General features: G+C 53.1%; 30 protein-coding genes. 18 read left to right on the top strand and 12 right to left on the bottom strand.

Going from position 1 to position 24305, the window contains the following annotated elements:
- Positions 1–176: 176 nt before the first annotated feature.
- From TLL_RS04505 to msrA, 5 genes are all read left to right on the top strand, one after another.
- On the top strand, positions 177–530 hold the full coding sequence (locus TLL_RS04505) for a hypothetical protein (RefSeq protein WP_011056733.1): 354 nt from the start codon (positions 177–179) through the stop codon (positions 528–530).
- Positions 531–634: 104 nt separating this feature from the next.
- Positions 635–1114, top strand: coding sequence for a DUF2214 family protein (locus TLL_RS04500; protein WP_164920775.1), 480 nt, complete (start codon positions 635–637; stop codon positions 1112–1114).
- Between the two features lie 55 nt (positions 1115–1169).
- Positions 1170–3140 carry an acetate--CoA ligase gene (gene acs, locus TLL_RS04495; RefSeq protein ID WP_011056731.1) on the top strand — a complete coding sequence of 657 codons (1971 nt, stop codon included), beginning with the start codon at positions 1170–1172 and terminating at the stop codon, positions 3138–3140.
- Between the two features lie 38 nt (positions 3141–3178).
- Positions 3179–3748 (top strand): DUF4340 domain-containing protein, encoded by a 570-nt coding sequence (locus TLL_RS04490; RefSeq protein WP_011056730.1) that lies wholly within the window; start codon positions 3179–3181, stop codon positions 3746–3748.
- 89 nt (positions 3749–3837) lie between these two features.
- Positions 3838–4512, top strand: coding sequence for a peptide-methionine (S)-S-oxide reductase MsrA (gene msrA / locus TLL_RS04485; RefSeq protein ID WP_011056729.1), 675 nt, complete (start codon positions 3838–3840; stop codon positions 4510–4512).
- Here the strand turns inward: msrA and TLL_RS04480 are convergent.
- From TLL_RS04480 to TLL_RS04470, 3 genes are read right to left on the bottom strand one after another with little or no spacing between them, the layout of a single operon-like run.
- Positions 4499–5047: a pentapeptide repeat-containing protein gene (locus TLL_RS04480; RefSeq protein ID WP_011056728.1), complete on the bottom strand. Its 549-nt coding sequence runs from the start codon at positions 5045–5047 to the stop codon at positions 4499–4501. The two genes, msrA and TLL_RS04480, sit on opposite strands and share 14 nt — an antisense overlap.
- 43 nt (positions 5048–5090) lie before the next feature.
- On the bottom strand, positions 5091–5648 hold the full coding sequence (locus tag TLL_RS04475) for a DUF4126 domain-containing protein (RefSeq protein WP_011056727.1): 558 nt from the start codon (positions 5646–5648) through the stop codon (positions 5091–5093).
- Complete coding sequence (locus tag TLL_RS04470) at positions 5642–6193, bottom strand: shikimate kinase (RefSeq protein WP_011056726.1); 552 nt, start codon at positions 6191–6193, stop codon at positions 5642–5644. The genes TLL_RS04475 and TLL_RS04470 overlap by 7 nt, the downstream gene beginning before the upstream one ends.
- A 69-nt stretch (positions 6194–6262) precedes the next feature.
- On the opposite strand from TLL_RS04470, the gene TLL_RS04465 reads away from it, so the two are divergent.
- From TLL_RS04465 to TLL_RS04455, 3 genes are read left to right on the top strand one after another with little or no spacing between them, the layout of a single operon-like run.
- A complete protein-coding gene (locus TLL_RS04465) occupies positions 6263–6907 on the top strand; it encodes a J domain-containing protein (protein WP_011056725.1) in 645 nt (214 codons plus the stop codon).
- A 49-nt stretch (positions 6908–6956) separates the two neighbouring features.
- Positions 6957–7475 (top strand): acetolactate synthase small subunit, encoded by a 519-nt coding sequence (gene ilvN, locus TLL_RS04460; protein WP_011056724.1) that lies wholly within the window; start codon positions 6957–6959, stop codon positions 7473–7475.
- A 3-nt stretch (positions 7476–7478) separates the two neighbouring features.
- On the top strand, positions 7479–8681 hold the full coding sequence (locus TLL_RS04455; protein ID WP_011056723.1) for an ABC transporter substrate-binding protein: 1203 nt from the start codon (positions 7479–7481) through the stop codon (positions 8679–8681).
- On the opposite strand, the gene der is transcribed toward TLL_RS04455, so the two are convergent.
- Both der and petG read right to left on the bottom strand, forming a co-directional pair.
- Positions 8678–10027: a ribosome biogenesis GTPase Der gene (gene der / locus TLL_RS04450; RefSeq protein WP_011056722.1), complete on the bottom strand. Its 1350-nt coding sequence runs from the start codon at positions 10025–10027 to the stop codon at positions 8678–8680. The two genes, TLL_RS04455 and der, sit on opposite strands and share 4 nt — an antisense overlap.
- A gap of 41 nt (positions 10028–10068) precedes the next feature.
- Complete coding sequence (petG, locus tag TLL_RS04445; RefSeq protein ID WP_011056721.1) at positions 10069–10182, bottom strand: cytochrome b6-f complex subunit V; 114 nt, start codon at positions 10180–10182, stop codon at positions 10069–10071.
- A gap of 109 nt (positions 10183–10291) precedes the next feature.
- Between petG and TLL_RS04440 the strand changes: the two genes are divergently transcribed.
- The 3 genes from TLL_RS04440 (at position 10292) to grxD (ending at position 14080) form a co-directional block, all read left to right on the top strand.
- Complete coding sequence (locus tag TLL_RS04440; protein ID WP_164920774.1) at positions 10292–13387, top strand: response regulator; 3096 nt, start codon at positions 10292–10294, stop codon at positions 13385–13387.
- A gap of 69 nt (positions 13388–13456) precedes the next feature.
- Positions 13457–13708, top strand: coding sequence for a BolA family protein (locus tag TLL_RS04435; RefSeq protein WP_011056719.1), 252 nt, complete (start codon positions 13457–13459; stop codon positions 13706–13708).
- Between the two features lie 48 nt (positions 13709–13756).
- Positions 13757–14080: a Grx4 family monothiol glutaredoxin gene (grxD, locus tag TLL_RS04430; RefSeq protein WP_024125804.1), complete on the top strand. Its 324-nt coding sequence runs from the start codon at positions 13757–13759 to the stop codon at positions 14078–14080.
- Positions 14081–14181: 101 nt separating this feature from the next.
- Here the strand turns inward: grxD and TLL_RS04425 are convergent, their stop codons facing one another.
- Both TLL_RS04425 and TLL_RS04420 read right to left on the bottom strand, forming a co-directional pair.
- The gene (locus TLL_RS04425) at positions 14182–14619 is read right to left on the bottom strand and encodes an Hsp20/alpha crystallin family protein (protein ID WP_011056717.1); all 438 of its coding nucleotides are present in this window, start codon (positions 14617–14619) and stop codon (positions 14182–14184) included.
- A 242-nt stretch (positions 14620–14861) separates the two neighbouring features.
- Entirely contained in the window at positions 14862–15536 is a 675-nt protein-coding gene (locus TLL_RS04420) for an MBL fold metallo-hydrolase (RefSeq protein WP_011056716.1), read from the bottom strand.
- Between TLL_RS04420 and TLL_RS04415 the strand changes: the two genes are divergently transcribed.
- The gene (locus tag TLL_RS04415; RefSeq protein WP_011056715.1) at positions 15535–16980 is read left to right on the top strand and encodes a site-2 protease family protein; all 1446 of its coding nucleotides are present in this window, start codon (positions 15535–15537) and stop codon (positions 16978–16980) included. The two genes, TLL_RS04420 and TLL_RS04415, sit on opposite strands and share 2 nt — an antisense overlap.
- Here TLL_RS04415 and TLL_RS04410 read toward each other — a convergent pair.
- Positions 16954–17358, bottom strand: a complete 405-nt coding sequence (locus tag TLL_RS04410; protein ID WP_011056714.1) for a hypothetical protein — start codon at positions 17356–17358, stop codon at positions 16954–16956. The genes TLL_RS04415 and TLL_RS04410 overlap by 27 nt on opposite strands.
- A gap of 144 nt (positions 17359–17502) precedes the next feature.
- Here TLL_RS04410 and TLL_RS04405 point away from each other — a divergent pair, with 144 nt between their 5' ends.
- Genes TLL_RS04405 through TLL_RS04385 form a run of 5 tightly spaced genes read left to right on the top strand, consistent with a single transcriptional unit; the run spans position 17503 to position 21076 of the window.
- A complete protein-coding gene (locus TLL_RS04405; protein ID WP_164920773.1) occupies positions 17503–18465 on the top strand; it encodes a DUF362 domain-containing protein in 963 nt (320 codons plus the stop codon).
- A 58-nt stretch (positions 18466–18523) separates the two neighbouring features.
- Positions 18524–19960, top strand: coding sequence for a dihydrolipoyl dehydrogenase (gene lpdA / locus TLL_RS04400; protein WP_164920772.1), 1437 nt, complete (start codon positions 18524–18526; stop codon positions 19958–19960).
- Between the two features lie 40 nt (positions 19961–20000).
- Positions 20001–20354, top strand: a complete 354-nt coding sequence (locus TLL_RS04395) for a HesB/IscA family protein (protein ID WP_126986038.1) — start codon at positions 20001–20003, stop codon at positions 20352–20354.
- A gap of 12 nt (positions 20355–20366) precedes the next feature.
- Positions 20367–20804, top strand: a complete 438-nt coding sequence (locus TLL_RS04390; protein WP_164920771.1) for a tetratricopeptide repeat protein — start codon at positions 20367–20369, stop codon at positions 20802–20804.
- A 2-nt stretch (positions 20805–20806) separates the two neighbouring features.
- Entirely contained in the window at positions 20807–21076 is a 270-nt protein-coding gene (locus TLL_RS04385; protein WP_164920770.1) for a hypothetical protein, read from the top strand.
- Positions 21077–21079: 3 nt separating this feature from the next.
- Here the strand turns inward: TLL_RS04385 and TLL_RS04380 are convergent, their stop codons facing one another.
- From TLL_RS04380 to aat, 4 genes are all read right to left on the bottom strand, one after another.
- Entirely contained in the window at positions 21080–21340 is a 261-nt protein-coding gene (locus tag TLL_RS04380; RefSeq protein ID WP_011056708.1) for a YkvA family protein, read from the bottom strand.
- A gap of 86 nt (positions 21341–21426) precedes the next feature.
- Entirely contained in the window at positions 21427–21945 is a 519-nt protein-coding gene (locus tag TLL_RS04375; RefSeq protein ID WP_164920769.1) for a DNA-processing protein DprA, read from the bottom strand.
- Between the two features lie 74 nt (positions 21946–22019).
- A complete protein-coding gene (locus TLL_RS04370) occupies positions 22020–22889 on the bottom strand; it encodes a TPM domain-containing protein (RefSeq protein ID WP_011056706.1) in 870 nt (289 codons plus the stop codon).
- 181 nt (positions 22890–23070) lie between these two features.
- The gene (gene aat / locus TLL_RS04365; RefSeq protein WP_164920768.1) at positions 23071–23661 is read right to left on the bottom strand and encodes a leucyl/phenylalanyl-tRNA--protein transferase; all 591 of its coding nucleotides are present in this window, start codon (positions 23659–23661) and stop codon (positions 23071–23073) included.
- 48 nt (positions 23662–23709) lie between these two features.
- On the opposite strand from aat, the gene TLL_RS04360 reads away from it, so the two are divergent.
- Positions 23710–24237: a pentapeptide repeat-containing protein gene (locus TLL_RS04360; RefSeq protein ID WP_164920767.1), complete on the top strand. Its 528-nt coding sequence runs from the start codon at positions 23710–23712 to the stop codon at positions 24235–24237.
- The last annotated feature ends 68 nt before the right edge of the window (positions 24238–24305 follow it).

Below are 24305 nucleotides of genomic sequence, written 5' to 3'. Positions count from 1 at the left end.
CTCTGGCATTTCCACCGTTAACCTACCATGAGCAGCCAAGGGTTGGGGAGCCAAGGGGATAACAACTGACACTACAGTTAGCGATCGCCACGCCCTTGCGGAATTCTGATAGCCCCTCCTTGGGCTTTTATTGTAAACTGATCAGCGGTTTCTTCACAAAAGGTAACAATTGCGCTATGGGACTCTTTGATGGCCTTTTCCGGCGGGGCACGCAAGCTGATGCCCGGCCCAGCAAAGATTTTTTTCTCGATCCCGATGAAGCCAAGACCTACGGCAACATTGAGTACATGCGCACCGCCAAGGTCGTGAAAAAAACGTTCCCTGCAACTGGCGGTGCCAAAGAAGAAGTCGAAGTGGTGGAGTTGGTCTCCTCCCTTGAAAAGGTGAATCCCGAGGCCGAAAACAAAGGCAAACCCGAACCCAGTGTCAGTGATGTCATCCCCCCTGCGGTGGAAGAAGAGGAACGCCGCCGCAGAGATCCCAGCTTAGATCTCTTTCGCGCCATGGCCAAAGATCTGCGCCGTGGCTAAAGCCTAAAAACTCGTGGGGCTGGCCCTTGCGCATGCCGAGGCTGCCCCCTAGGATTAGTACAGCCCTTTTTGCAAACTCCCTTAGTCGCCAAGGAACACTTCGGATGAACGCCCTTTGGAGCAGTGCTGCGATCGCCTACCTGCATTACCTCAGCTTTATGGTAGCCTTTGCTGCCCTCGTAGTCGAACACTTGACCCTGCGCAAGGATTTAGATCTTAAACAGGCTTGGCGATTGGTGATTACTGATGCCCTCTATGGCATTGCTGCGGTTACCGTTCTTGTGACCGGTATTTTGCGGGTTCTCTATTTTGGCAAAGGGACTGAATACTATTTAGGTAACCCCGTCTTTCACCTGAAAGTGGGCTTATTTATTTTAGTGGGGTTATTGTCGCTGTATCCGACGATCTCGTTCCTACTGTGGATTAAACCGCTGCGGGAAGAGAAAGCCCCAACCCTGGAATTGCCGACGGTGCAGCGTTTGACCTGGGTGATTCGGGCTGAATTGGCCTTTCTCAGTGCCATTCCCTTCTTAGCAGCCATGATGGCCCGGGGAATTGGTTTGGATTGGATTCAGCGGGGATAGCAAGGGGTGAGGCGATCGCCCCTTATGATAGATCCTGCTGCCACGGATAAAACGGATGAGTCATCCCACGATTGAGTCGATTCTTCAGGAAAACCGCCTTTTTTATCCCCCCGATGATTTTGTGGCCAAGGCGCGGATTCATTCCCTTGAGGCCTACAATGCCCTCTACGAAAAGGCAAAAGCTGATCCCGCCGCTTTTTGGGGAGAGCTTGCCCAGCAGGAGCTAGAGTGGTTTCAACCTTGGGAGCAAGTACTGGATTGGCAGCCGCCCAATGCCAAGTGGTTTGTCAATGGCAAAATCAACATCACCTACAACTGCTTGGATCGCCACCTCAAAACATGGCGCAAGAATAAAGCCGCCTTAATCTGGGAAGGCGAACCCGGTGATAGCCGCACTCTCACCTATGCCCAACTGCACCGTGAGGTGTGCCAATTTGCCAATGTTCTCAAGCAACTAGGGGTGAAAAAGGGCGATCGCGTTGGTATTTATATGCCGATGATTCCAGAGGCAGCCATTGCCATGTTGGCCTGTGCGCGCATTGGTGCGCCCCACTCAGTGGTCTTTGGCGGTTTTAGTGCTGAAGCCTTGCGCGATCGCCTCATTGATGCCCAAGCCAAACTGGTTGTTACCGCTGACGGTGGCTGGCGTAAAGATGCCATTGTACCCCTGAAAGATCAGGTGGATAAAGCCCTTGCCCATCAAGGCGTTCCCAGCGTTGAAAATGTCTTGGTGGTGCAGCGCACCCAGCAGCCAGTAACCATGGTGCCCGGTCGCGATCACTGGTGGCACGATTTGCAAAAGGGAGTCAGTGCCGACTGTCCTGCCGAACCTATGGACAGCGAGGATTTACTCTTTATCCTTTACACCTCCGGCTCCACCGGCAAACCCAAGGGTGTTGTCCACACCACCGCAGGATACAACCTCTACACCCATATCACCACTCAATGGGTCTTTGACCTCCAAGATACCGATGTCTATTGGTGTACCGCCGATGTTGGCTGGATTACGGGTCACAGCTATATTGTCTATGGGCCGCTGTCCAATGGTGCCACCACCCTCATGTATGAAGGGGCACCCCGCCCCTCCAACCCCGGTTGCTTCTGGGATGTGATTGAGAAGTATGGGGTGACGATTTTTTACACGGCTCCCACTGCTATTCGTGCCTTCATCAAAATGGGTGAACACTTGCCGCGGGCGCGCGACCTCTCCTCCCTACGCCTTTTGGGAACCGTGGGTGAACCCATCAACCCCGAAGCATGGATGTGGTACTACCGCGTCATCGGCGGTGAGCGCTGCCCGATTGTGGATACCTGGTGGCAAACGGAAACCGGGGGTCACATGATCACCTCACTGCCGGGGGCACTTCCTATGAAGCCCGGCTCTGCTAGCAAGCCCTTTCCGGGGATTCTCGCCGATGTCGTGGACCTTGAGGGCAACCCGGTCGGCGTCAATGAGGGTGGCTATCTGGTCATTCGTCATCCTTGGCCGGGGATGATGCGCACGGTGTATGGGGATCCCGATCGCTTCCGCCGCACCTATTGGGAGCACATTCCCCCTCGCGATGGTCAGTATTTTTACTTTGCCGGCGATGGTGCCCGCAGGGATGAAGATGGCTACTTTTGGGTGATGGGACGGGTTGACGATGTGATCAATGTCTCGGGCCACCGCCTGGGCACCATGGAAATTGAATCGGCATTGGTCTCCCACCCTGCCGTTGCTGAAGCCGCCGTTGTGGGTAAACCCGACGAGGTCAAAGGGGAAGAGATCGTTGCTTTTGTGATTCTTGAAGGATCGGCGACCCCCAGTGATGCCCTCCAACAGGAATTAAAGCAACACGTTGTCAATGAAATTGGTGCCTTGGCACGTCCAGCGGAGATTCGCTTTACCGATGCCCTACCCAAGACACGGTCAGGCAAAATCATGCGGCGGCTGCTCCGTTCCCTAGCCGCAGGTCAAGAGGTAGTTGGCGATACTTCAACCTTGGAGGATCGCTCAGTCCTCGATAGGCTGCGCCAAGGGAGTTGAACGTCTCCCCTATCAATGGGCTGATAATTGGGTCGCTAATGGCAAGTGGCATCCGCACAAAAACGCTAGTTCTTTTAACAACGGCGGCCATCTTAGGCGGCGGTCTCTTGCTGTTTGAGCAACAACTGCCCAATCCCAACCGTAGTGATACGCCCATCAAGAAACCCCTCTTCCACTTCCAAGAGGCGGATGTTGTGGCACTGAAAATTATTGCCCCTGACTACAGCTTGAACTTGAAAAAGCTGGCTACAGGCAACTGGGTGATTGATCGGGAAAAACAAATCCCCGCGCAAGAGGGTACGGTTGTCTTCTTATTAAACCTATTGGCCACGGGTCAGCGCGATCGCTCCCTCGATGTACCTACTGAACGTGCCAGAGATTATGGCCTTGCTCCCCCCAGGGCCACTGTGGATATCACCCTCAAAGACGGCCAGCAGCACCGTTTACACTTGGGGGACACCACCTTTGACGGCCTCAAACTCTACGCCGAAATTGACCCTCCCGCAGCACCACGGCAAAAAATGACGGTAACCCTCGTTCCCCTTGATCTCAGAAATGCCCTCCAGCGCCCCTTAAGGGAATGGGAGCGTCAGCAAGCAGCCAACTAAAGCTTGAGAGGGTAGTCCATCCTCGCATGATTCACCCAAAGCTCGTCAGAATATATAAAGCGTCGTGAACTATCGAGGGCACATCAATCATGGGATTCTTCGGATTCAAAAACAAAAAGTTGACAATGCCTAGCCCCAGTGAGGCTTTACCCGGCCGAGCAGAACCAATGCCCGTGCCAAAGGCTCACTTGGTTAATGGTCATCCCCTCACCCCTCCCTATCCCGAAGGCATGGAGTTAGCGATGTTTGGCATGGGCTGCTTTTGGGGGGCTGAGCGCAAGTTTTGGCAGGTGCCGGGGGTCTATGTTACTGCTGTGGGCTATGCAGGCGGCTATACCCCCAATCCCACCTATGAAGAGGTGTGCACGGGCATGACAGGTCACAATGAGGTCGTGCGGGTGGTCTTTGACCCCCAGATAGTCAGCTATGAGGAATTGCTCAAGGTCTTTTGGGAAAACCATGACCCCACCCAAGGCATGCGCCAAGGCAATGATGTGGGGACGCAGTATCGCTCCGGTATCTACTACTATTCCCCTGAGCAAAAAGCCCTTGCCGAGGCCAGTCGCGATCGCTACCAAGCAGCCCTAACAGCCGCTGGCTATGGCACGATCACCACTGAAATTCTACCGGCGCCTGAATTCTACTTTGCCGAACCCTACCACCAGCAATACCTACAGCGCAATGTGAATGGCTACTGTGGCCTTGGGGGCACCAAGGTTCCCTACGAACTGATGGGTGCCACCCCCGCCTTTAGGGGAGATTGAGGCGATAGGGCATACGGGGACGGTAAGCATCCCTAAAGTTGGTCTGACCGACAGTGGCATTGTCTAACCGTGCCCACTGCATATTGGCTTGCTCAAAGGTAGCGCCGTTGAGATGGGCGCGGCGAAAATCCCCATAGCGGACATCGGCTCCCGTTAAGTTGCTGTTGCTGAAATTGGCACGGCGAGCATGACTATGGCGCAAAATTGCACGGCTAAGGTTAGCACCACTGAGATTGGCCTCTTCTAGGTTGGCTCGTTCTAAATAGGCGGCGGTGAGGTTAGCATGACTCAGATTTGCCCCTACCAAATTGGCCACCATGAGGTTGGTATCCTGGAGGTTGGCGCCCTGAAGATTGGCACCGCGCAAATTGGCCCCCGCCAAGTTATAGCCGCGCAAATCAACATTCCGCAGATCACAGCCGGGACAAGCATTGGTTTGCAGAAGTTGTTGCATGGAGGCAGGCATGGCAAAGGCGGTAGGGCTAGCGATCGCCCCACTCATCATTGCTATTGCAACGAATACCTGTCGCTTCACATCCCCATCCTCCTGCCACGCTAGAGAGACTCTAGCACAAGTCCTAAGAATTTAGGCGGCGGCGACGGGAGTAGCGATGTCGTTGCTGCCAATCCTTAGCACTGCGAACGGCCAACCACAACAGGAGTAAGGCAATCAACCCGCCCTGCTTGGGTGCCCTCAGGGCAAATAAAATTAACAGCGCACACAGGATATCCTGTCCGACAATGACCCAACGGGGTAGCTTCCCTAGGCGATAAAACCAACCCACCTGCACCAATTGCAACACAAAGGCAAAAAGACCACTAAAGGTAGCAATGAGCCACTGGGGTGTATCTGTGGCTGTTGCCACCGTCATGCCCAGGAGCGCACCCACAAGGGGGCTAAAGCACAGTTGCACAAGGATAATGAAGCGGTAGCCCCAGAGGTTCCCAGAAAGAAAGATCTCCAGGAACGACCAAGCAGCCAGCACACCAACTACCCAATAGGGGGAACAGTGACGCAACAAAGGGACCTGTGACCAGAGTTGTTCCCCCTGCAATAGACCGATCAACAGTAGGGGAAGTGCCAGGCGAAGTCCCCCTGCTGCGGCCGCTGAAAGAATGGCCAAAACCTCTAGCATGGTTCCATTGGTTTCAAGATACAGGGTAGGGTTTCCAACAGGCGATCGCACACCGTTTCCGGGGTATCTTCCAGCGTAATCCTGAGCTCTAAATCTGCCTGAGCATAGAGGTGTTGACGCGCCTGCAGCAGTTCACCCAAGCGTTCCTCAAGAGGCTGCTCCTGCAACAGGGGACGTTCCCGATCTTGGCGCAGGCGTTGACAGAGCACCGCAAGGGGGACATGAAGCCAGACCACAATACCGTGATGCAGATAACTCCAGTTCATCGGGTTGAGGACAATGCCCCCACCGGTGGCCACCACTAAGTGATGGTAACTAGAGACCTGTGCTAGGACCTGTTGCTCCAACTCCCGAAAGGCAGGCTCCCCCTCTTGGGCAAAGATTTCGCGAATCGGTCGTTGGCGAAACGCCGTAATCACAGCATCGGTATCCACAAAACTATAGCCCAAGCGTTGGGCCAGGAGGCGACCCGTGGTGGTTTTACCAGCACCCATCATGCCCACAAGATAGATATTGGCTCCCCCAAGACGTTCTTGCAGTTTCATAGATAACCATTTCTCGACACCGCCAAATCAGCACTTTAACCTAAATACAGAGGTCTGCCCACAATTTCCATGTCTCAGCCCAATCCCTACGTCACCCTACAGGTGGCAGTAACGGCCACCCAAGCCGAGATTAAGGCCGCCTATCGGCGCTTAGTCAAGCAGTATCACCCCGACTACCATCCCAGCGATCGCTCTCGCCATGAGCGAATGGCGGCCATTAACGCCGCCTATGAAATTTTGGGGGATGAGCAGTCTCGGCGGGCCTATGATGCCCGGCACCGTGTCCAGCCAAGAAATGCTAGGCCCGATGTTCAGCGTTCCCAAGCGGCCGATCGCGAGCTAGAACAATGGCTGGCCCTCACCTACACGCCCGTGCGTCGGATTATTGCAGCGGTCTTGCGATCGCTCCCCCAGCAGATTGATGCCCTTGCTGCCGATCCCTTTGATGATGACCTCATGGAGCAGTTCCTCACCTACCTGCAGGACTGTCGCCGCGCCCTTACCCGTGCCCGCTATGCATTCCAAGCCCAACCCAACCCTGCAGCTGTCGCCAAGGTGGCAGCCCACCTCTACTACTGTTTGCATCAACTGGTGGATGGTCTCGAGGAGCTAGAGCAATTTAGCCACACTTACGACGATCGCTATCTGCATAGGGGGCAGGAACTCTTTCGCATTGGCCATCGCCTCTTCGCAGAGTGTCGGCTTGTCCGCTAAACTAAAGAGAACCAGCATCCCAGCACGGCAGCAGGATTCAATCCCAGTTATGAAACATACCCTATCGGTTTTGGTGGAAGATGAGGCGGGTGTGCTCACTCGCATTGCCGGTCTATTTGCGCGGCGTGGCTTTAACATCGAGAGCTTGGCGGTAGGACCTGCGGAGCAAATTGGCATCTCCCGTATTACGATGGTGGTGCCTGGAGATGATGCTGTCATTGAGCAGTTGACCAAGCAACTCTACAAGCTGATCAATGTCCTCAAGGTGCAGGATATTACCACAATTCCCTGTGTAGAACGGGAGCTGATGCTCCTGAAGGTGAATGCCACTGCCAGCACCCGCTCTGAAATCTTGGAATTGGTGCAAATTTTCCGCGCTAAGGTCGTGGATGTGTCCGACGATTCGCTCATCATCGAGGTCTCCGGTGACCCTGGCAAAATGGTTGCCCTAGTGCAAATGCTGAATAAATTTGGGATTCGCGAAATTGCCCGCACCGGTAAAATTGCCCTTGTGCGCGAGTCCGGGGTGAATACAGAATACCTCAAGTCTTTGGAAGCACGGGTCTAATTGGTGGTGAAGTCTCCCTGGTTCATGCTTGCACTGGGGGCGATCGCCCTCAGTGGTTGTACGGCCACCGAGTCTCCCTCAGTAAACAGCAATGCATTGCCCCTGGGGGTTGCCCTCGCCCAAACAGGTAATGCGGCTCTCTATGGCCAAGAGCAACTACAGGGGGTGCGAGTCGCCGAGGAATTTTTTAATCAATCAGGCCAGATCAAGGGGCGGACCCTGCGGCTGGTGATTCAGGATACCGGCAGTGATGAGGCCGGGGCAGTGAACGTTTTTCAAACCTTGATCAATGGCGATCGCGTGATTGGGATTGTTGGCCCTACCCTCTCGCAGCAAGCCTTTAGTGCCGATCCCATTGCCGAGCAAGCGGGTGTACCGGTTGTCGCTCCCTCCAATACAGCCCGTGGCATTCCTGAAATGGGTGCCTTCATTAGTCGCGTCTCCGCAGGGGTGGAGGTGGTGGCGCCCACGGCGATTCAAGCGGCCCTTGAGATTAACCCCAACATTCGCCGAGTGGCTGTCTTCTTTGCCCAAGATGATGCCTTTAGTCGCTCAGAAACCGAGATCTTTCAAAAAGCCATTCGTGAGCATCCCAAGCTTGAACTGGTGACTGTCCAGCAAACCCAAACCACTGATACGAATTTCCAAGCCCAAATCAATGCCACCCTCAGCCTCAAACCGGACTTAATTGTCATCTCTGGCCTAGCAGCGGACGGCGGTAACCTCATTCGTCAACTGCGGGAACTGGGCTACCAAGGGTTAATTTTGGGGGGGAATGGCGTCAATACCGTCAACATCTTCCCTGTTTGTCGTCGCCTCTGTAATGGCGTTCTGGTGGCGCAGGCCTATAATTCCGAAAACCCCGATCCGATGAACGTCAAGTTCCGCAACGCCTTTGCAGCCAAATATAGCCAAGCCCCCTCTCAGTTCAGTGCCCAAGCCTTTACGGCAGTTCAGGTCTTCGCGGACTCCTTAGCCCGCCTTTCCCAAGCAAAGAACTTGTCGGAATTGCCCCTGGCGGATTTGCGTCAGGCCTTGAACCAAGAGATTCTCAAGGGAGTTTATGAAACTCCCCTTGGAGAAATTCGCTTTACACCTCAAGGAGAGGTCCTGCAACGCTTCTTTTACGTCGGTCAGATTGAGATGAGTGACGATGGCCAAAGCGGAAAATTTCGTTTGGTGAAAAGAGTTGAACGCCAGCCCTAACGGGCAACCAACTCCGCGGCTTCACGAGGTTTCTTGCTCCGCCAAAGGAGGCGAATGGGGGTACCCCGAAATCCTAGCTGCTGACGAATTTGGCTCTCAATGTAGCGGCGATAGTTCTCCTTGAAGAGTTTGGCATCGTTGACAAAAATCGCAAATGTTGGCGGTTGGGTGGCAACTTGAGTGGCGTAGTAGATTTTGCCTTGGCGGCCTTGGCGAGTGGCGGGGGGAGTATGCCAGTGGAGGGCTTCTTGAATGACGTCATTGACCACTGCTGTAGTGACTCGGCGACGATGTTGTTCAACCGCCGCATCCACCGCTGCAAAAATTTTCTCAAGGCGTTGACCCGTATGGGCACTGACAAAGAGGGCATCTGCCCACTCCAGAAAATGCAGCCGCTGATATAGGCGATCGCGATAAGCGTTAATGGTATAGGTATCTTTGTCGAGGACAGCATCCCACTTGTTGACAATCAGCACACAGGCACGCCCCTGATCGGCAATGTGCCCTGCCAAGCGTTGATCCTGTTCGGTAATCTCTTCAAGGGCATCCAAAACCAACAGCACCACATCGGAGCGGTGAATGGCCTTAAAGGCACGATGGACACTAAACATCTCGGGCCCATAGGCCACATGAGTCCGTTTCCGAATGCCAGCGGTATCAATGAAGCGGTACTGGGTGCCCCCGTGTTCAATGACTGTGTCAATGGCGTCGCGGGTGGTCCCTGAAATCGGACTGACAATGGCGCGATCGCTCCCAATTAGGGCATTGAGCAAGCTGGATTTACCCACATTAGGACGCCCCGCAATGGCCACCTGAATCTCCGGCGCCTCGGGAAGCGTTTCCCCCGCTGGCAAGTAGGTAATCAATTGATCCAGCAACTCCCCCGTACCGCTGCCGTGGATACTAGAAATCGGGTAGGGCTCTCCCAGGCCCAGGGACCAAAACTCCGCCGCCTGTACCTGACCCATTTGACGCGACTCGCATTTATTCACCGCCACTAAAACCGGTAGGGAAAGCTGGCGCAACCAGGCAGCAATCTCATAGTCGAGCGCCGTAGGCCCTGCTTGACCATCCACGACGAAAATTGCTGCCGTGGCCTCCTGAAGGGCAAGCTCTGCCTGCTGACGAATCAGGGGCAAAAAGTCACTGTCATCATCAAACACTAAGCCCCCGGTATCCACGACCAGAAATTCCCGATCTTGCCAAAAAGCGGGTCGGTAGGTGCGATCGCGGGTTACTCCCGGTTCATCGTGGACAATGGCATCCCGTTCACCGGCAAGGCGGTTAACAAACGTTGATTTGCCCACATTGGGGCGACCAACGACAGCAACAATCGGTAAAGCCATAGTCAGGAGTGACCTTCGCAAATCGTGTTTTGGGCAAGGCCCTAGAGTTCAAGCTGGCTGCCCCGCTTGTATTGTTGGTACGCAGCAAAGAATAACCCTGCCAACGTCACTGGAATCAGCCCTAAAACAATCCCGCATAGTAAAGGCTCAATCATTGCTCGATCTGAACTCAACCATCACTCCATTCCCCACGATACACTATTTGATGAGTGTTGCATCGGCAGTTCCCTCTCAAAAGAATCGTCACCGCGGGTGAGAATCTTCATGTTTCGCTTTCCTTTGCTCTCCTTCATTCAGCTTTTTTTGCCGACAACCGCCGTGATTGCTGCTCTTTTGACGCCACTTTACGTTGGGCAACGGCAGGCGCTTTTCAAGGATTTTCGAGTAGGACAGGAAGGCAAACTAGAGGAAATCCAGTTGACAATAGCAAATGACATTGATGATGCTGTCACTGATCCTAAGGGTTTGGGTAGCTTTCATCTCTGGCACGAGCTCATTGATAGCCCCTCCCAAGGGGAGCTAGCTGAAGAAGTGCAGGAACTGGTAGATCAGTGGCACCGCCTAAAGGAACACTACGATCAACTCTATGTGTTGGACACCAGGGGCAGAATCCGTTTTCAGTGGACTAGCACACCCCAAAGTGATCCTCCCTCTACGGTGAAAGCCATTAACTCCTACTGGCCGATCCTGCGGGAATTAACTCCTGATCAAGTCTTTGTCTCCCCTGTGGAGGTCACCGCCACAAAAAGCTCGGGTTTGCCTTTCCCTGTGCTCTACATTGGGGTCCCTCTGTACCATCAGTCCGCACCCAAGGGCGTCCTAGTTGTCCGTTACCAACTCAACCATCTTTTCAATAACCTCCTCAGCCGGTGCAACATACAAATGGGGTGGTGCCTGGTTGCAGACGATCAAGGGTATTGGCTCCTCGGCGAAGATATTAGGGAGCAGTGGGGATTCGATTTTCCTGAGCGACGGCAGTTCACTGTCCGCCATCAATATCCCCTCCTGTGGCAGCAAATGCAACATCAGTTGAGGGGCGGCCTGTTTGGCCCCGATGGCTTATTTGTCTTTCAGAGTTTTTCTCTGTTGCAAGAGAACTGGATCTCTGCTGAGAGGAGTGCTCATTCCTCTCGCCGCCAAAGTAACGTCCGTTGGTGGTTGATTGGATTCCTACCCAGCAGCGCCCTAGAACAATACCTCGACCATTTAAATCGAGACTTCCTGGTCTCCTTTACTGCACTCTGCATTTTGGCAGCCGTCGCTGTCCTACTCATCACCCGCGATCGCCAACGCAAACGTAGCCTACAGAAGCTATTGGAAACAAGTAACGCCCGCTTTCGCAGTGTCAGTGAAATGGCACCTGTGGGGATTTTTACCCTTGATGCCCAAGGACAACCGACATTTCTCAACCAGCGGTTACTGCAACTGTTGCAGGTCCACAACCTAGAGGAAGCTCAACAGCAGTGGATAGAACGTCTCCATCCTGAGGATCGCGATCGCGTCTTGAAAGCCTGGGCAGCATGCCAGCAAAAAAGAGTACCTTTTCACGAAAGATTCCGGATTGTCCACAACGACAGCAGCAGTCACTGGATTAATGCCCGCATCATTCCCCTCCAGGAAAGCAGCGCCACAGATAGTTTTGTCGGTACCTGGGAAGATATCTCACAAATGATGCAGCAACAGGAACTTCTAGAGGTAGCGCGTCAAGCCGCCGAGGAAGCCAGCCGTGCCAAGAGCGAGTTTTTGGCCACCATGAGCCATGAAATTCGCACTCCCATGAACGCCATCATTGGTCTGACCGGATTGCTGCTCGACACCCCCCTCAATCCCCAACAGCAGGAGTTTGTCAATACCATTCGCCTCAGTGGTGATGCACTGCTAGGAGTGATCAACGATATTCTCGATTTCTCGAAAATTGAGTCCGGCAAGTTAGAGCTGGAGAGCTATCCCTTTAATCTGCGCACTTGCGTCGAAGAGGTCCTAGATCTGCTGGCAAGCCGTGCCGCCGAACGCGAGGTCGAACTGGCTGCCCACATAGATTCAGGGGTTCCTTGCGCTGTCATTGGCGACATGGGACGGCTGCGACAGGTGCTTGTCAATCTCATCGGCAATGCCATCAAGTTTACCCAAAAGGGCAATGTCACACTTTACGTAAAGGCAAAACCAATGCCGATGAGCCAGTATGAATTTATGCCCTCATATTATTCCTATTTATTTGCTATTCAGGATACGGGCATCGGTATTTCTGCAGCCGGTATGAATCGCCTTTTCAAGCCCTTTAGCCAAGTGGATGCCTCAACCACTCGCCAGTATGGCGGCACTGGACTGGGTTTAGTGATCTGCCAACGTCTGGTGGAGCGGATGGGGGGGCAAATTTGGGTAGAAAGCAAAAAGACGGGAGAATCTCTCGTTGTAGGCGGCACACCCCTGGCGGTCTACGAGTCAATTCCAATAGCCGAGAGCGGATCAGTTTTTTACTTTACAGCACGGTTTTTGCTCAATCCGAATCCAGCACCAGAGCCAACTGATGACACTTGTTACCTTGAAAATCGCCGCGTTCTTATTGTCGACGATAATGCAACCAACCGCCAAATTTTAGCGCTACAAATCAAAAAATGGAAAATGCAACCCCTTGTGGCAGAGAGTGGCCCCAGTGCCCTTGCCCTCCTCCAACAACAAGGGTGGGTGGATCTGGCCATTCTAGACCTACAAATGCCTGAGATGGATGGGGTTACCCTTGCTCGCCAAATTCGCGCAGCCTATGGTGAATTGCCCCTGATCCTACTGACCTCCTTGGGAAATACCCTAACGGAGTCAGAAAAGGCTCTATTTTCCAGCCTGATTAGCAAGCCTGTGAAACAATCGACACTATACAATGCCCTCAACAGTTTATTTTGCGAAAAGCAGAAAACGGTATCCCCCAAACCAGCGGCGGCACCATCCTTTGAACACCTAAAAGCAGAATTACCGCCCCTGCGCATTCTGGTGGCTGAAGATAACAAGGTCAACCAGATGGTGGCGTTGCGGATTTTGGAAAAGTTGGGCTATCGCGGCGATATTGCGGCCAACGGCTTGGAGGTCCTGGATGCGGTGCAGCGGCAACCCTACGATGTAATTTTGATGGATATGCAAATGCCGGAGATGGATGGCATTACGGCTACCCGAGAAGTGACTCAACTGTTTCAAGGGCTCAAGAAACCCCGTCCGCGAATTATTGCCATGACCGCCAATGCCATGGAGAGCGATCGCCAGCTTTGTCTCGACGCAGGCATGGACGATTATGTGAGCAAGCCTATTCGCCTTGAGGAATTGGTGCGTGCCCTTCGTCAGTGTCAGCCCCTCCAGACCCCAACAACTTAACATTTAGCGATACACTAAAAAGAATAGACTCAGTAAGTTATCGATTCCAGCGAAAATAAATGATTATCTATGGTTACTCCTGAACAACTGACCACCTTAATTCAATCCCGCTTACCCGATGCCTTTGTGCAAGTGCAGGATTTAACGGGGGGTGGCGATCATTACGAAGCTGTAGTGGTCTCTGCCGCCTTTGAGGGGAAGCGACTGGTGCAGCAGCACCAATTGGTCTATAGCAGCCTCAAGGATCTCATGGCCAGCAATGAACTCCACGCCCTGGCCCTGAAGACCTATACTCCCGAACAATGGGCACAACGTCAGTGATTTAGAATGCAATTTTGTAACTGGTCAACTCAAGAGGAAAAGCGAACGATGACACCCGAACTCCACGCCAAAATTGATAACCTCGTCAAGAGCAACAAGATTATTGTTTTCATGAAGGGGAGCAAGCTGATGCCCCAATGCGGTTTTTCTAACAATGCGGTGCAAATTTTGAATGCCCTCGGCGTCCCCTATGAGACAGTGGATGTCCTTGAGGATTTTGAGATTCGTCAAGGGATTAAGGAGTATTCCAACTGGCCAACGATTCCCCAAGTGTTTATCAACGGCGAGTTCATTGGCGGCTCCGATATTCTCATCGAGCTATACCAAAGTGGTGAATTGCAACAACTGGTTGAGGTGGCCTTAGCTTCATAGTTTTTTCTCCCATTCACTGAAACTCAAAAAAATCCCCCATTACTGGGGGATCGTCATTATTTGTTCAAGAACCTTGACCCTTTGGCCTAAAACGGGGCAGATTAGGCAAGGCTCACTTTGACGACGCGGTTTTTCTCTTCTTCCGCTTTCGGCAGGGTCAGGTGCAGGATGCCATCTTTGTATTCAGCTTTAACACTGGTGTTTTGAATCCGAACTGGCAGAGGAATGACCCGTTGGAATTTGCCATAGCGGAATTCTGTCCGTTTCATGCCCTCTGTTTCAGTTTTGGTTTCAGACTTGCGTTCGCCACTAATGGAAACGGCTTCCGCTGTAACTTGGACGTCAATGTCTTTGGGATCCATTCCCGGAAGCTCTACTTTCAAAAGAAGCGCTTCAGGGGTTTCTTCCAGTTCTGCAGCAGGCAGAAAACTCAGATCACTGCGTCGCTCCGTCAAGGGAATCAATTCATCGAATAGACGGTTCATTTGGCGTTGAATTGCATCGATTTCGCGGAACGGTTCCCAACGAACGAGTGCCATACGCTTATCCTCCTGTATCGTTTTAGTTTTAGATTGCCCGCGGGATGGTTGACAGAGAGAACAGCACCAACAACTAAATTTGCTTGTATTGCCTTTGCTCGTGACTTGGGCTGATTCCCTCTACCCACCTTCACTATAGAGGATGCAAGTCTTGATACAAGTGGGGTTTAACGATCTCTCTAAGTTCTTATTTCCGAACCCGTGGCCCTGAAAATTACCCTGAAGAGGAAATTAAGAAAACATTAAAACTTGTCGCAAAGAAGGTTATCAACTGAGAGTCCTTGCAGGACGGCTTGGGCGTTGGCGATCGCCAGCGTCCCCCGCAGAAAACCCATATTTGCCCCCGGACACAGATAACTCAAGGACTTCTGCCGACAGAAGGCTTTTAGTGCCTCAACGCTGCGCAGTTGCCGCGGCCAGTGGAAGGTGGTAGCCGTTTTAATCGGTGCTAATTCTCCGGTGGGCGTAGGCAGGAGGTGACGACCCGTAAAGAGAACGCCCCCTTGGCAGGACCAATAGACACAGGCACTGCCGGGAGAGTGACCGGGGGTCCAGAGAATTTCCAGGGTTTCACCAATGGCCAGATGGTGGTTAAACGGGGTTACCGTCACTTGGGGCAGCAGATAGGCCTCCTGGGCATGGATCATCACTTCGCAGTCAAAGGTGTCCTGAATGGCCCTGACGCGGGCGATCGCCCCCCGGTGGGTAAGGATGAGGCGCTTAACGCCACCCTGCTCCCTGAGCCAATGTTGGCTGCCATCTGTCCAAGGGGGGGAATCAATCAGGGTATTGCCATCGTTTTCTACAATGAGATAAGCAGTACCTCCCAGTGTCTCGCGGTTGGGTGGAAACCCATAGACCCTCGGTAATACAAGGCGGGGCAGTTTCTGTTGTTGAGCCACAGGTATCGAAATCATGACATGGATTTCCCTTATTGTATTGGGTTTAATCTTGGTCTTTATTGTCCGCCAGAGTGCTGCCCGTGTCAGTCAAACCCCTTGGTGGCTCCTGTGGCTAGTGCTGATGTTGCCAGCCTTTTTTATTGCGGGTTGGCTGCTGCTGTTGGGGAATACACCTGTGCCTTCGGGATGGCTGATCCTGATCTTTGTCAGCAGTTCGGTGCTCTACCTTGTGCTCTTGCGCCGAGGCCAGTCCTCCTTACCGGCTCCGCCGCCACCCCCACTGACGGACAATGGCAAGCTCCTCAATCAGGAGGAAGAAACGCAATTGCAGAGCTGTTTCCCCTGGGGAATGTACTACCTGCAGCAAATTGAGTATCGTCCACAGGCGGTGATCTGCCGTGGGCAACTGCGCGGTGATGCCAACCAAGTCTATGAAACAGTGGAGCGCAATATTGCCCAACGCTTTGGCGATCGCTTTCTGGTTATGTTTCAAATGGGTTTGAGGAATAAGCCTTTTTTTGCCCTGATTCCCCGCGATCGTCTGCCCCAGCCCCAACAGCTTTTTCGTCCTGGTCTCAGCCTTGGCCTTTTGACCTTAACTTTTTTCACAACCACCGTTGCTGGCTTGGCACTTGTGGCGCCTGATCTAACGGCGGCGGAACTGCGGCTCAATCCCAGTTTGCTCTGGCAGGGGTTGCCCTACAGCGTCAGTCTGCTGTTGATTTTGGGCATCCATGAACTGGGACACTTTGCTACTGCATGGTATTACGGTGTGAAGGCAACGCTGCCCTACTTTATTCCCCTGCCCTTTGCCATGGGCACACTGGGGGCCTTTATCCAGATGCGATCGCCAGTTCCCCATCGCCGTGCCCTCTTTGACATTAGTATTGCGGGTCCTATTGCTGGGTTGATCGTGACGCTACCAATTCTAGTTTGGGGGTTACAGCAGTCCGAGGTGGTGCAACTGCCAGTCAATGCTTCGGGACAGCCCCTGAATCCCCACCTGTTTAGTCCCCGTATTTCGATTCTTTTTACCCTGATTGCCAAAGCCATTTTTGGCACTGCCCTCAAGAGTAACAGTGCGCTACACCTCCATCCGATGGCAGTGGCGGGGGTGCTAGGTTTGGTAGTGACAGCTTTGAACCTGATGCCTGTGGGTCAATTGGATGGGGGTCACATTGTCCATGGGATGTACGGTCATCGGACGGGGGCAGTCATTGGCCAAGTCAGCCGTTTACTAGTGCTGATTCTCTCCTTTATTCAACCGTGGCTTTTTGTTTGGGCACTGATCTTGTTCTTTATGCCCGCTTTTGATGAACCTGCCCTCAATGATGTCAGTGAATTGGATAACTGGCGCGATGCCCTTGGCCTGATGGCGCTGGTGTTGCTATTGCTAATTATTTTCCCGGTGCCGGGGCCCCTTGCAGCGCTGCTACTGCCGACACACCCAATGCCATAGGGGATGACCTTGCCCCTGCTGACGAATGCGCAGGACTTGTTTTTCGAGACGTTGCTGCCACCGCGGGGATCTCCCCCAGAAAATGTTGCGGGTCTGCCAGTACAGAACGCTCAGGGTCATGGCAATACACAGCGCCAAACCGATCGCCGGCAGCCGATTGAAAAGAATGCCATAGCGCAACGCTGCCCACGTAAAATGCTCACCCATGAGGCTAATTTCATAACGGAAGCCCCAAAGACTCCAGATGCCGACAGTCAGCCAAAGAAAGAGCACCACACTCCAGCGCATGACAACAGTAAAGCGATGCAGGCGCTCCACCTGCTGCCGAAATTCTGACTCAGGGCCTTGGGACATTTGCGATCGCTCCCTGGGGGGCATCAATTCTCCTTAGGGTATTTTTTGGCTATTTTTTTATTTTCACCTGTGAATTGAGGTGGATCAGGGAGGTGGCTAGAGGATGTCGCTCTATAATGCTTTGTGGCACACTGTGGGGAAAGACTGCCAAGCAATGAGGAACCTCTAATGCCAAGTGTAAGCTTACTGCGGGCAACCTCCTATGACCTTGACCCTCTCAGTGGCTCTCTTGAAGAACTCCTGGCGCCCTTGGGGGGAATGGCGGCAATTGTTAAACCGGGCGATCGCGTGCTCCTCAAGCCCAATTTACTCACGGGGGCACGGCCAAAGCAGGAATGCGTGACCCGTCCTGAACTGGTCTATTGCGTTGCCAAAATGGTACAAGCCGCCGGTGGCAAACCCTTTCTTGGGGATGGACCTGCCTTTGGCTCCGCATTGGGGGTTGCCCGCAGCAATGGATACCTGCCCTATATTCAGGCATTAAATTTACCCGTCATTGAATTCCATGGCGATCGCTATGCCACAGATAATCCCGAATTTGCCCACCTGCGCCTGAGTAAAGAAGCAATGGCCGCCGATGTGGTCATTAACCTCCCCAAAGTCAAATCCCACGTGCAACTGACCCTCACCCTCGGGGTGAAGAATCTCTTTGGCTGTGTCCCCGGCAAAATGAAGGCATGGTGGCACATGGAAGCAGGTAAGGATGCCGATCGCTTTGGCCGCATGCTTGTGGAAACCGCACGGGCGATCGCCCCCGACCTCACAATTATGGATGGCATTATTGGCCATGAAGGCAACGGCCCCAGTGGTGGCACGCCGCGACCCCTGCATGTTTTGGGTGCCAGTCGCGATGTTTTTGCCCTCGATCGCGCCTTTGTGGCTATCTTGAATGTTGACCCTGAGCGCATTCCCACCCAACGCGCTGCCACCGCCCTCGGCTACAACTATGAGCTGAGTGAGATTGAGTTCCCCTTGGCACAGCCCCATGAACTAACAATTCGCGATTGGCAACTGCCGCAGCAAATGATGCCCATTGACTTTGGCGCCCCCCGCGTCCTCAAATCCACATTCAAACATCTCTACATTCGCTGGATCAAAGAGCCCCTAACTGCCTATAGCCAAAAGGCCTAAGTTCTCAGGGGGGACGCCCTTTGATAAGCTAAGGGAATGCAGTTGGGGAGAAGCGTCCTTGAGCTTTGACTACGATCTCGTCATTATTGGTGCTGGTGTCGGGGGGCATGGGGCTGCCCTCCATGCCGTCAGTGTTGGCCTAAAAACAGCGATAGTGGAAGCGGCAGAGATGGGGGGCACCTGCGTCAACCGCGGCTGCATTCCCTCAAAGGCACTCCTGGCGGCAGCCGGACGGGTACGGGAACTTCGCCAAGCCAGCCACTGGCAAGCCTTGGGGATTCAACTGGGGCAGGTGAATGTGGATCGCGCCGGCGTTGCTGCCCATGCCGCCAACTTAGTTCAAAAGATCCGCAGTGATCTCACCAACAGTCTCAAGCGCCTCGGTGTGGATATCCTCATTGGCCGAGGGAAAATAGCGGGTTCCCAAAAAGTGAGCATCACCACCCCCACGGGGGAAAAAATCATTACGGCCAAGGACATCATCATTGCGACGGGGTCAGTGCCTTGGGTGCCCCCCGGTATTGAAGTGGATGGCAAGACGGTTTATACCAGTGACGATGCCATTAAGCTGGATTGGTTGCCGCAGTGGGTGGCCATTATTGGCAGCGGCTACATTGGTCTAGAATTTGCCGATATTTACACGGCCCTCGGCAGTGAAGTGACAATGATTGAGGCCCTGGATCAACTGATGCCCACCTTTGATCCAGATATTGCTAAACAGGCACAGCGGATCTTGATTGCTGGGCGCGATATTGAAACCTACAGCGGCACCCTCGCCAAGCGCGTCATCCCCGGTAGCCCGGTGGTCATTGAACTCGCAGATGGGAAAACCCAAGAAGTGGTTGATGTTCTCGAAGTGGATGCCTGCCTTGTGGCCACCGGTCGCATTCCCGCTACCCAAGACATTGGCCTAGAGAGTGTAGGTGTGAGCACCGATAAGCGTGGCTTTATCCCCGTCAATGAGTATTTGGCGGTAACAAAAAAAGGGAAACCCGTTCCCCATTTGTGGGCGATCGGCGATGCCACAGGGAAAATGATGCTGGCCCATGCCGCTTCGGCGCAGGGGATTGCCGTTGTTGAAACCATTGTCGGACGGCCTCGCCAAGTGGACTATCGCAGTATTCCTGCGGCGGCCTTTACTCACCCAGAAATGAGCTTTGTCGGCCTGACGGAACCCCAAGCCCGGGAGCTAGGGGAAAAAGAAGGCTTTGAGGTGCAGGTGGCACGCACCTACTTTAAGGGCAACTCCAAGGCATTGGCGGAAACGGAAACCGATGGCCTAGCCAAGGTGATCTTCCGCGCTGATACCGGCGAGCTATTGGGGGCGCATATCTTTGGTCTCCATGCTGCGGATTTAATTCAAGAGGCGGCTAATGCCATTCGCGATCGCCAGACGGTGAGCCACTTGGCCTTCAATGTCCACACCCATCCCACCCTCTCGGAGGTCCTTGACGAAGCTTTCAAGCGTGCCCACGAGATGGTGACCCACCGCTGAACTTGCTACGATAAAGTTTGGAGTCTTTTAGGAGTGGGTGATGACCCAGGCCACACAACCCGCCAAGGGAATCATGATGACCGAAGCTGCCCTCAAGCATTTGCTCGAGCTCCGCGATAAGCACGGCAAAGACCTGTGTTTGCGGGTGGGCGTCAAGGGGGGTGGCTGTGCAGGGATGTCCTACACCATGGACTTTGAAGACCCCGCTAATATCCGTCCCGATGATGAAGTCTTTGACTATGACGGCTTCAAGGTGGTCTCCGATCCCAAGAGTATGCTCTACATTTATGGCTTGGTTCTGGACTACAGCAACGCCCTGATTGGTGGCGGCTTTAAGTTTACGAATCCCAATGCTACCCAAACCTGTGGCTGTGGTACCTCATTTTCTGCCTAAGGAGTCCTGCCCTTGACCCCATCTCAGTCTGTAAGTGACGTTGAACGTCAATTTGAGGCGGCGATCGCCCGCTACAAAGAGGGAGCGCCTGCCTCAGAGTTAATTCCTACTTTCAAAGAGATTTGCCAGCGTGCTCAAAAAAGTAGCTCCGCTTGGACCTGCTTGGCATGGCTTTACCTTCTGGAGGACAAGCCCCAATCTGCCCTAAAGGCTGCCCAAAAAGCAGTCAAGCTCAACCCTGAAGACCCCCAAGCGCGCATTAACCTTGCGGTGGCCATGCTAGAAACCGGACAAAAGGGCGTTCGTCCCCACATTGAATTGGCGCAAACCGTTGTTGCCGCTGTGGCCGAGCTGCGCCAAGAGGTCATCGATAACTTTGCCGACGGCCTGAGGCGTAAACCCGATTGGGAGAGCCTTGCCCGCGTCAAACAATGGGTACTGGGGGGGTAATCATGGCACGGCTGCGGGACGTGATCCATTGGCTCTTAGTCGCAGATACCTTTTTTGTCCTTGCCAGTTTTGGCTGGTTTGTGGCTGCCCTTGTTGGCCGCTCCTTGAATCTACCCCTGGGCTTTAATCTGTGGATTCGCCTCTGGGAACCCCTCTTTATGCCCGCTATTGGTCTTTTGATGGCAGCCACACTGATGAGCGGTCTCCTCAGCTATGTGCAAAACCGCTGGCTGCTGCGCTCTGTCGGCAGTGACTGGCGATCGCGGGATTAATCCTTAAACTTGTTCTGCTTCCACATCTACTGTCGTGGTAAGGTTGGGCGATCGCCGGCTTTTCATCCGCTCCACCAGCAATTGCACGAGCTCACTGGCAAGGATGACCATCACCGTGACGTCATCCAGCTGGCCAACGATCGGCACTAGATCGGGGAAAATATCCAGAGGACTCAGCAAATAGATCAAGCTCGCGGCAATAATGAACCAGCGATACTTCGGGTGCCGCAATAGCTTTCGATACCAGTTGTAGAAGCCGCTCATCGACTATCAACCTTGAATCCTGCTCCTATTCTGGCATAGGGACTCAATTGCCCTAGGTGGGGAAAACCGTCCCCAATTCATCTCAGTTAATCAAAGTAAAAGAGCGTGACCACCTTGTGCTGCTCTTCCGCTAGTTCACAGGTTTGCAGTAGCGTGTGGCTATCGTGGAAAGCAAAGCAAATCAGTTGCTGACAGCGGGCAATAATCTCCTGATTGCAGAGGGAGCTGGCTTCTGCAAGGGGGAGATGATCATTTTCGGGTTTCTCCACCAAGTGCATTACCTTATCCAGCTGTTGGCGGGATTCCCGAGGCTGGCGCTCTAAACTCTGGGGCAAGATCACCGTCAACAAATTGGGGTCTGCCCGCATTGCCCCCCGAATGGCCGCCGCATTGGTTCCAAGGGCACCTGAGGTTATCAGGCGGTTTCCAGCTAGCACCAGGGCATAGCTCATCATTTCAATAAGGTGCTGATGGGTAATGGGGACATGACGCGAGCCAAGGAGCGCAATCCGTTTAGGACCAGAGTCTTGGATGGTCGCTAATTCCTGCAAAAACTCATCAATTTGGGGGGAATCAAGACCCGGGAGATTTGTCGCCTGCGTCAAGAGAGTGTCTCATGTGCTACGGAACGACGCTATTTTAGCACCTTGATCGCCATTTCTAGTAGGGGGCAATCAGTTTACCAGCTGCCCTCGGCACCACCGCCAGAGGACTGCCCACCTTCATCGCTACTACTCGAGAAACTATCACTATCACTATAGCTGGAGTAAGTGTCATCGCTGGTGTCACTGTAGTAGCGATCATCGTCATCATTGCTGTGGGAGGCGCGAGAGCGATCGCCGGATTGCACAAAGTTGGACGGGGCAATCTTGGCCGCAAGCCTTAAGCCTAAGATGGTAATAAGCAAGAAGAAAATTCCAATAAAGAAAATTCCAATAAACAGCCCCGGAAAGACAACAAAAGAGCTCAGAAAACTGAACAGGCCAGTTGCCGGAACACTGCTACCGGAGTTTGTTAGCTCGCCGGTCTGCAATGTATTGAGTAAGGCGCCCACACCTTTGATGATCCCCTGCCCCAGTTGGCCACGACGAAAATCCGGCAACATGTTGTTGTCAATCACTGCTTGCATACGGGAGTTCCAACCGCTGCCGTAGGCACTGCCCAATTGAATGCGCACCTTGCGATTGCCCGGAGCCACTAGCAGCATCACACCATCGTTGCGCCAACGGCTCCCCACCCCTCGATGATTAAACAAATCCCTAGCAAACGCCTCAAAACTGGCGTGTTCGTTGCTGTGGTCCTGATAGGAATTAATAGTGACTAGCAGTACCTGTTGATTGGTGCGTTGATGAAAGGCCTGAAGTTGCGAACGCACCTGCTCTCGCTGGGAGTCATCTAACACCTGGGCCAGATCATTGACATAGGTGTCCGGCAAGGCTGGGAAATTCACGTAGGCCTGGACAGGAGATGGAGCAAAGCTGACAATCAAACCGCTGACCAGAGAAAGCAACAAAAAAAGCAGGGGCTTTTGCCGGCGTAGAGTGATCATCTTTTTGAGAGGAATGCTTCTTGGCTAACAGTGTAGCTTTTCTTCTCAAAAACATTCATAAAAATTGCCAAAATGAGTGGATTGATAAACAACTTAATAATTAACTTCAAGAATTAAATTTGGTTTAAGAATAGATTAATTTTTTTAATAGATAAATAGGGCAGGTACCTGTCCTAAAACATTAGAGAAATTGACAGGGCTTACGAATGGCCTGTGCCAATAACTGACGATACTTGCGAGGGCTGACAACATATGCCCCAAAGCGCTCAAGATGAGGATTTTGCAGTTGAGCATCAAACAGTAAAAAGCCCCGCTGCCGCAGATGTTCTACCAGTTTTACCATCGCTACTTTTGAGCCGTTGGGAATGCGATAGAACATAGACTCACCAATAAATGCACCGCCAATAACAATACCGAGAATACCCCCTGCGAGTTCATCCCCCTGCCACGTTTCAAAACTCACCGCCCAACCTGTGGCGTAAAGCAGATGGTACACTTCCTTGAGACGGGGGGTAATCCAGGTCATCGGGCGATCGGCGCACCCCTCCACGACAGCACTAAAATCTCGGTTAATGGCTACTTGAAAGCGATTTTGATTGAGCACCCGTCGCAGTGAGGCGGGATAGCGAAACCGCTCATCCAAGGGAATTAGGGCTCGCTGGCGGCTGGTGTACCACTCTAGGCGATCGCCCGCCCCCATGAGAAAGTAGCCTTGGGCATAGCGATGATCAATAAAGGTATCGCGTACCCACTCAGCCTGAGAAATCTCCATGCTGATAATCTGAACAATAGACACTTCCCCTAGAATATAGTGTTGCCTATGCTACTGTTATCCTCCGCTGTTATAATCACCATTAGCCGTTACTGGCGCTGGTGGGTAGCACTGCTATTGGCCATCCTGTGGATTTTGCTCACACCCCCAGGAGCGATCGCCGAAGATTATACGAAAGAAGCCCTGATCAACATGGACTTTTCCGGACGGGATCTGCGGGGGTCGGAATTCACAAAAGCGAATCTCTTCCATAGCAACCTCAGCCACACCAATCTCCAGGGGGTGAGCTTCTTTGGTGCCAACCTGGAAACCGCTAACCTCGAAGGTGCTGATCTGCGCTACGCCACATTGGACACTGCACGGCTGACCAAGGCCAACCTCACCAATGCCATTCTTGAGGGTGCCTTTGCCTTTAATACCAACTTTGACGATGCCATTATCACCGGTGCTGACTTTACCGATGTGGAACTGCGGGAAGACGCCCAACGCAAACTCTGCAAGGTTGCCAGTGGCACCAATCCCGTAACGGGGCGCAAAACATGGGAAACGCTCCACTGCGAAGACTTTGCCCTTTAATCCGTCTTCCTTTGCCTAAGGGACAATGATCCCCAAGGGCGATCGCCTCCGTCGGGAATTCTGATAAA

The sequence above is a fragment of the Thermosynechococcus vestitus BP-1 genome, from assembly GCF_000011345.1.
Classification (GTDB): domain Bacteria; phylum Cyanobacteriota; class Cyanobacteriia; order Thermosynechococcales; family Thermosynechococcaceae; genus Thermosynechococcus; species Thermosynechococcus vestitus.
This window is presented reverse-complemented; position numbering and strand designations above follow the sequence as displayed.

Excerpts from the sequence above, each read along its gene's own strand:
- TLL_RS04405 (WP_164920773.1), top strand. The coding sequence starts at position 17,503 with ATGCCAAGTGTAAGCTTACTGCGGGCAACCTCCTATGACCTTGACCCT.
- TLL_RS04360 (WP_164920767.1), top strand. The coding sequence starts at position 23,710 with ATGCTACTGTTATCCTCCGCTGTTATAATCACCATTAGCCGTTACTGG.
- TLL_RS04415 (WP_011056715.1), top strand. The coding sequence starts at position 15,535 with ATGACATGGATTTCCCTTATTGTATTGGGTTTAATCTTGGTCTTTATT.
- TLL_RS04500 (WP_164920775.1), top strand. The coding sequence starts at position 635 with ATGAACGCCCTTTGGAGCAGTGCTGCGATCGCCTACCTGCATTACCTC.
- TLL_RS04380 (WP_011056708.1), bottom strand. The coding sequence starts at position 21,340 with ATGAGCGGCTTCTACAACTGGTATCGAAAGCTATTGCGGCACCCGAAG.
- TLL_RS04465 (WP_011056725.1), top strand. The coding sequence starts at position 6,263 with ATGTCTCAGCCCAATCCCTACGTCACCCTACAGGTGGCAGTAACGGCC.
- acs (WP_011056731.1), top strand. The coding sequence starts at position 1,170 with ATGAGTCATCCCACGATTGAGTCGATTCTTCAGGAAAACCGCCTTTTT.
- TLL_RS04435 (WP_011056719.1), top strand. The coding sequence starts at position 13,457 with ATGGTTACTCCTGAACAACTGACCACCTTAATTCAATCCCGCTTACCC.
- TLL_RS04470 (WP_011056726.1), bottom strand. The coding sequence starts at position 6,193 with ATGAAACTGCAAGAACGTCTTGGGGGAGCCAATATCTATCTTGTGGGC.
- TLL_RS04395 (WP_126986038.1), top strand. The coding sequence starts at position 20,001 with ATGACCCAGGCCACACAACCCGCCAAGGGAATCATGATGACCGAAGCT.
- TLL_RS04475 (WP_011056727.1), bottom strand. The coding sequence starts at position 5,648 with ATGCTAGAGGTTTTGGCCATTCTTTCAGCGGCCGCAGCAGGGGGACTT.
- TLL_RS04425 (WP_011056717.1), bottom strand. The coding sequence starts at position 14,619 with ATGGCACTCGTTCGTTGGGAACCGTTCCGCGAAATCGATGCAATTCAA.
- TLL_RS04410 (WP_011056714.1), bottom strand. The coding sequence starts at position 17,358 with ATGCCCCCCAGGGAGCGATCGCAAATGTCCCAAGGCCCTGAGTCAGAA.
- TLL_RS04490 (WP_011056730.1), top strand. The coding sequence starts at position 3,179 with ATGGCAAGTGGCATCCGCACAAAAACGCTAGTTCTTTTAACAACGGCG.
- petG (WP_011056721.1), bottom strand. The coding sequence starts at position 10,182 with ATGATTGAGCCTTTACTATGCGGGATTGTTTTAGGGCTGATTCCAGTG.
- ilvN (WP_011056724.1), top strand. The coding sequence starts at position 6,957 with ATGAAACATACCCTATCGGTTTTGGTGGAAGATGAGGCGGGTGTGCTC.
- TLL_RS04420 (WP_011056716.1), bottom strand. The coding sequence starts at position 15,536 with ATGATTTCGATACCTGTGGCTCAACAACAGAAACTGCCCCGCCTTGTA.
- aat (WP_164920768.1), bottom strand. The coding sequence starts at position 23,661 with ATGGAGATTTCTCAGGCTGAGTGGGTACGCGATACCTTTATTGATCAT.
- TLL_RS04440 (WP_164920774.1), top strand. The coding sequence starts at position 10,292 with ATGTTTCGCTTTCCTTTGCTCTCCTTCATTCAGCTTTTTTTGCCGACA.
- grxD (WP_024125804.1), top strand. The coding sequence starts at position 13,757 with ATGACACCCGAACTCCACGCCAAAATTGATAACCTCGTCAAGAGCAAC.
- der (WP_011056722.1), bottom strand. The coding sequence starts at position 10,027 with ATGGCTTTACCGATTGTTGCTGTCGTTGGTCGCCCCAATGTGGGCAAA.
- TLL_RS04385 (WP_164920770.1), top strand. The coding sequence starts at position 20,807 with ATGGCACGGCTGCGGGACGTGATCCATTGGCTCTTAGTCGCAGATACC.
- TLL_RS04505 (WP_011056733.1), top strand. The coding sequence starts at position 177 with ATGGGACTCTTTGATGGCCTTTTCCGGCGGGGCACGCAAGCTGATGCC.
- msrA (WP_011056729.1), top strand. The coding sequence starts at position 3,838 with ATGGGATTCTTCGGATTCAAAAACAAAAAGTTGACAATGCCTAGCCCC.
- TLL_RS04370 (WP_011056706.1), bottom strand. The coding sequence starts at position 22,889 with ATGATCACTCTACGCCGGCAAAAGCCCCTGCTTTTTTTGTTGCTTTCT.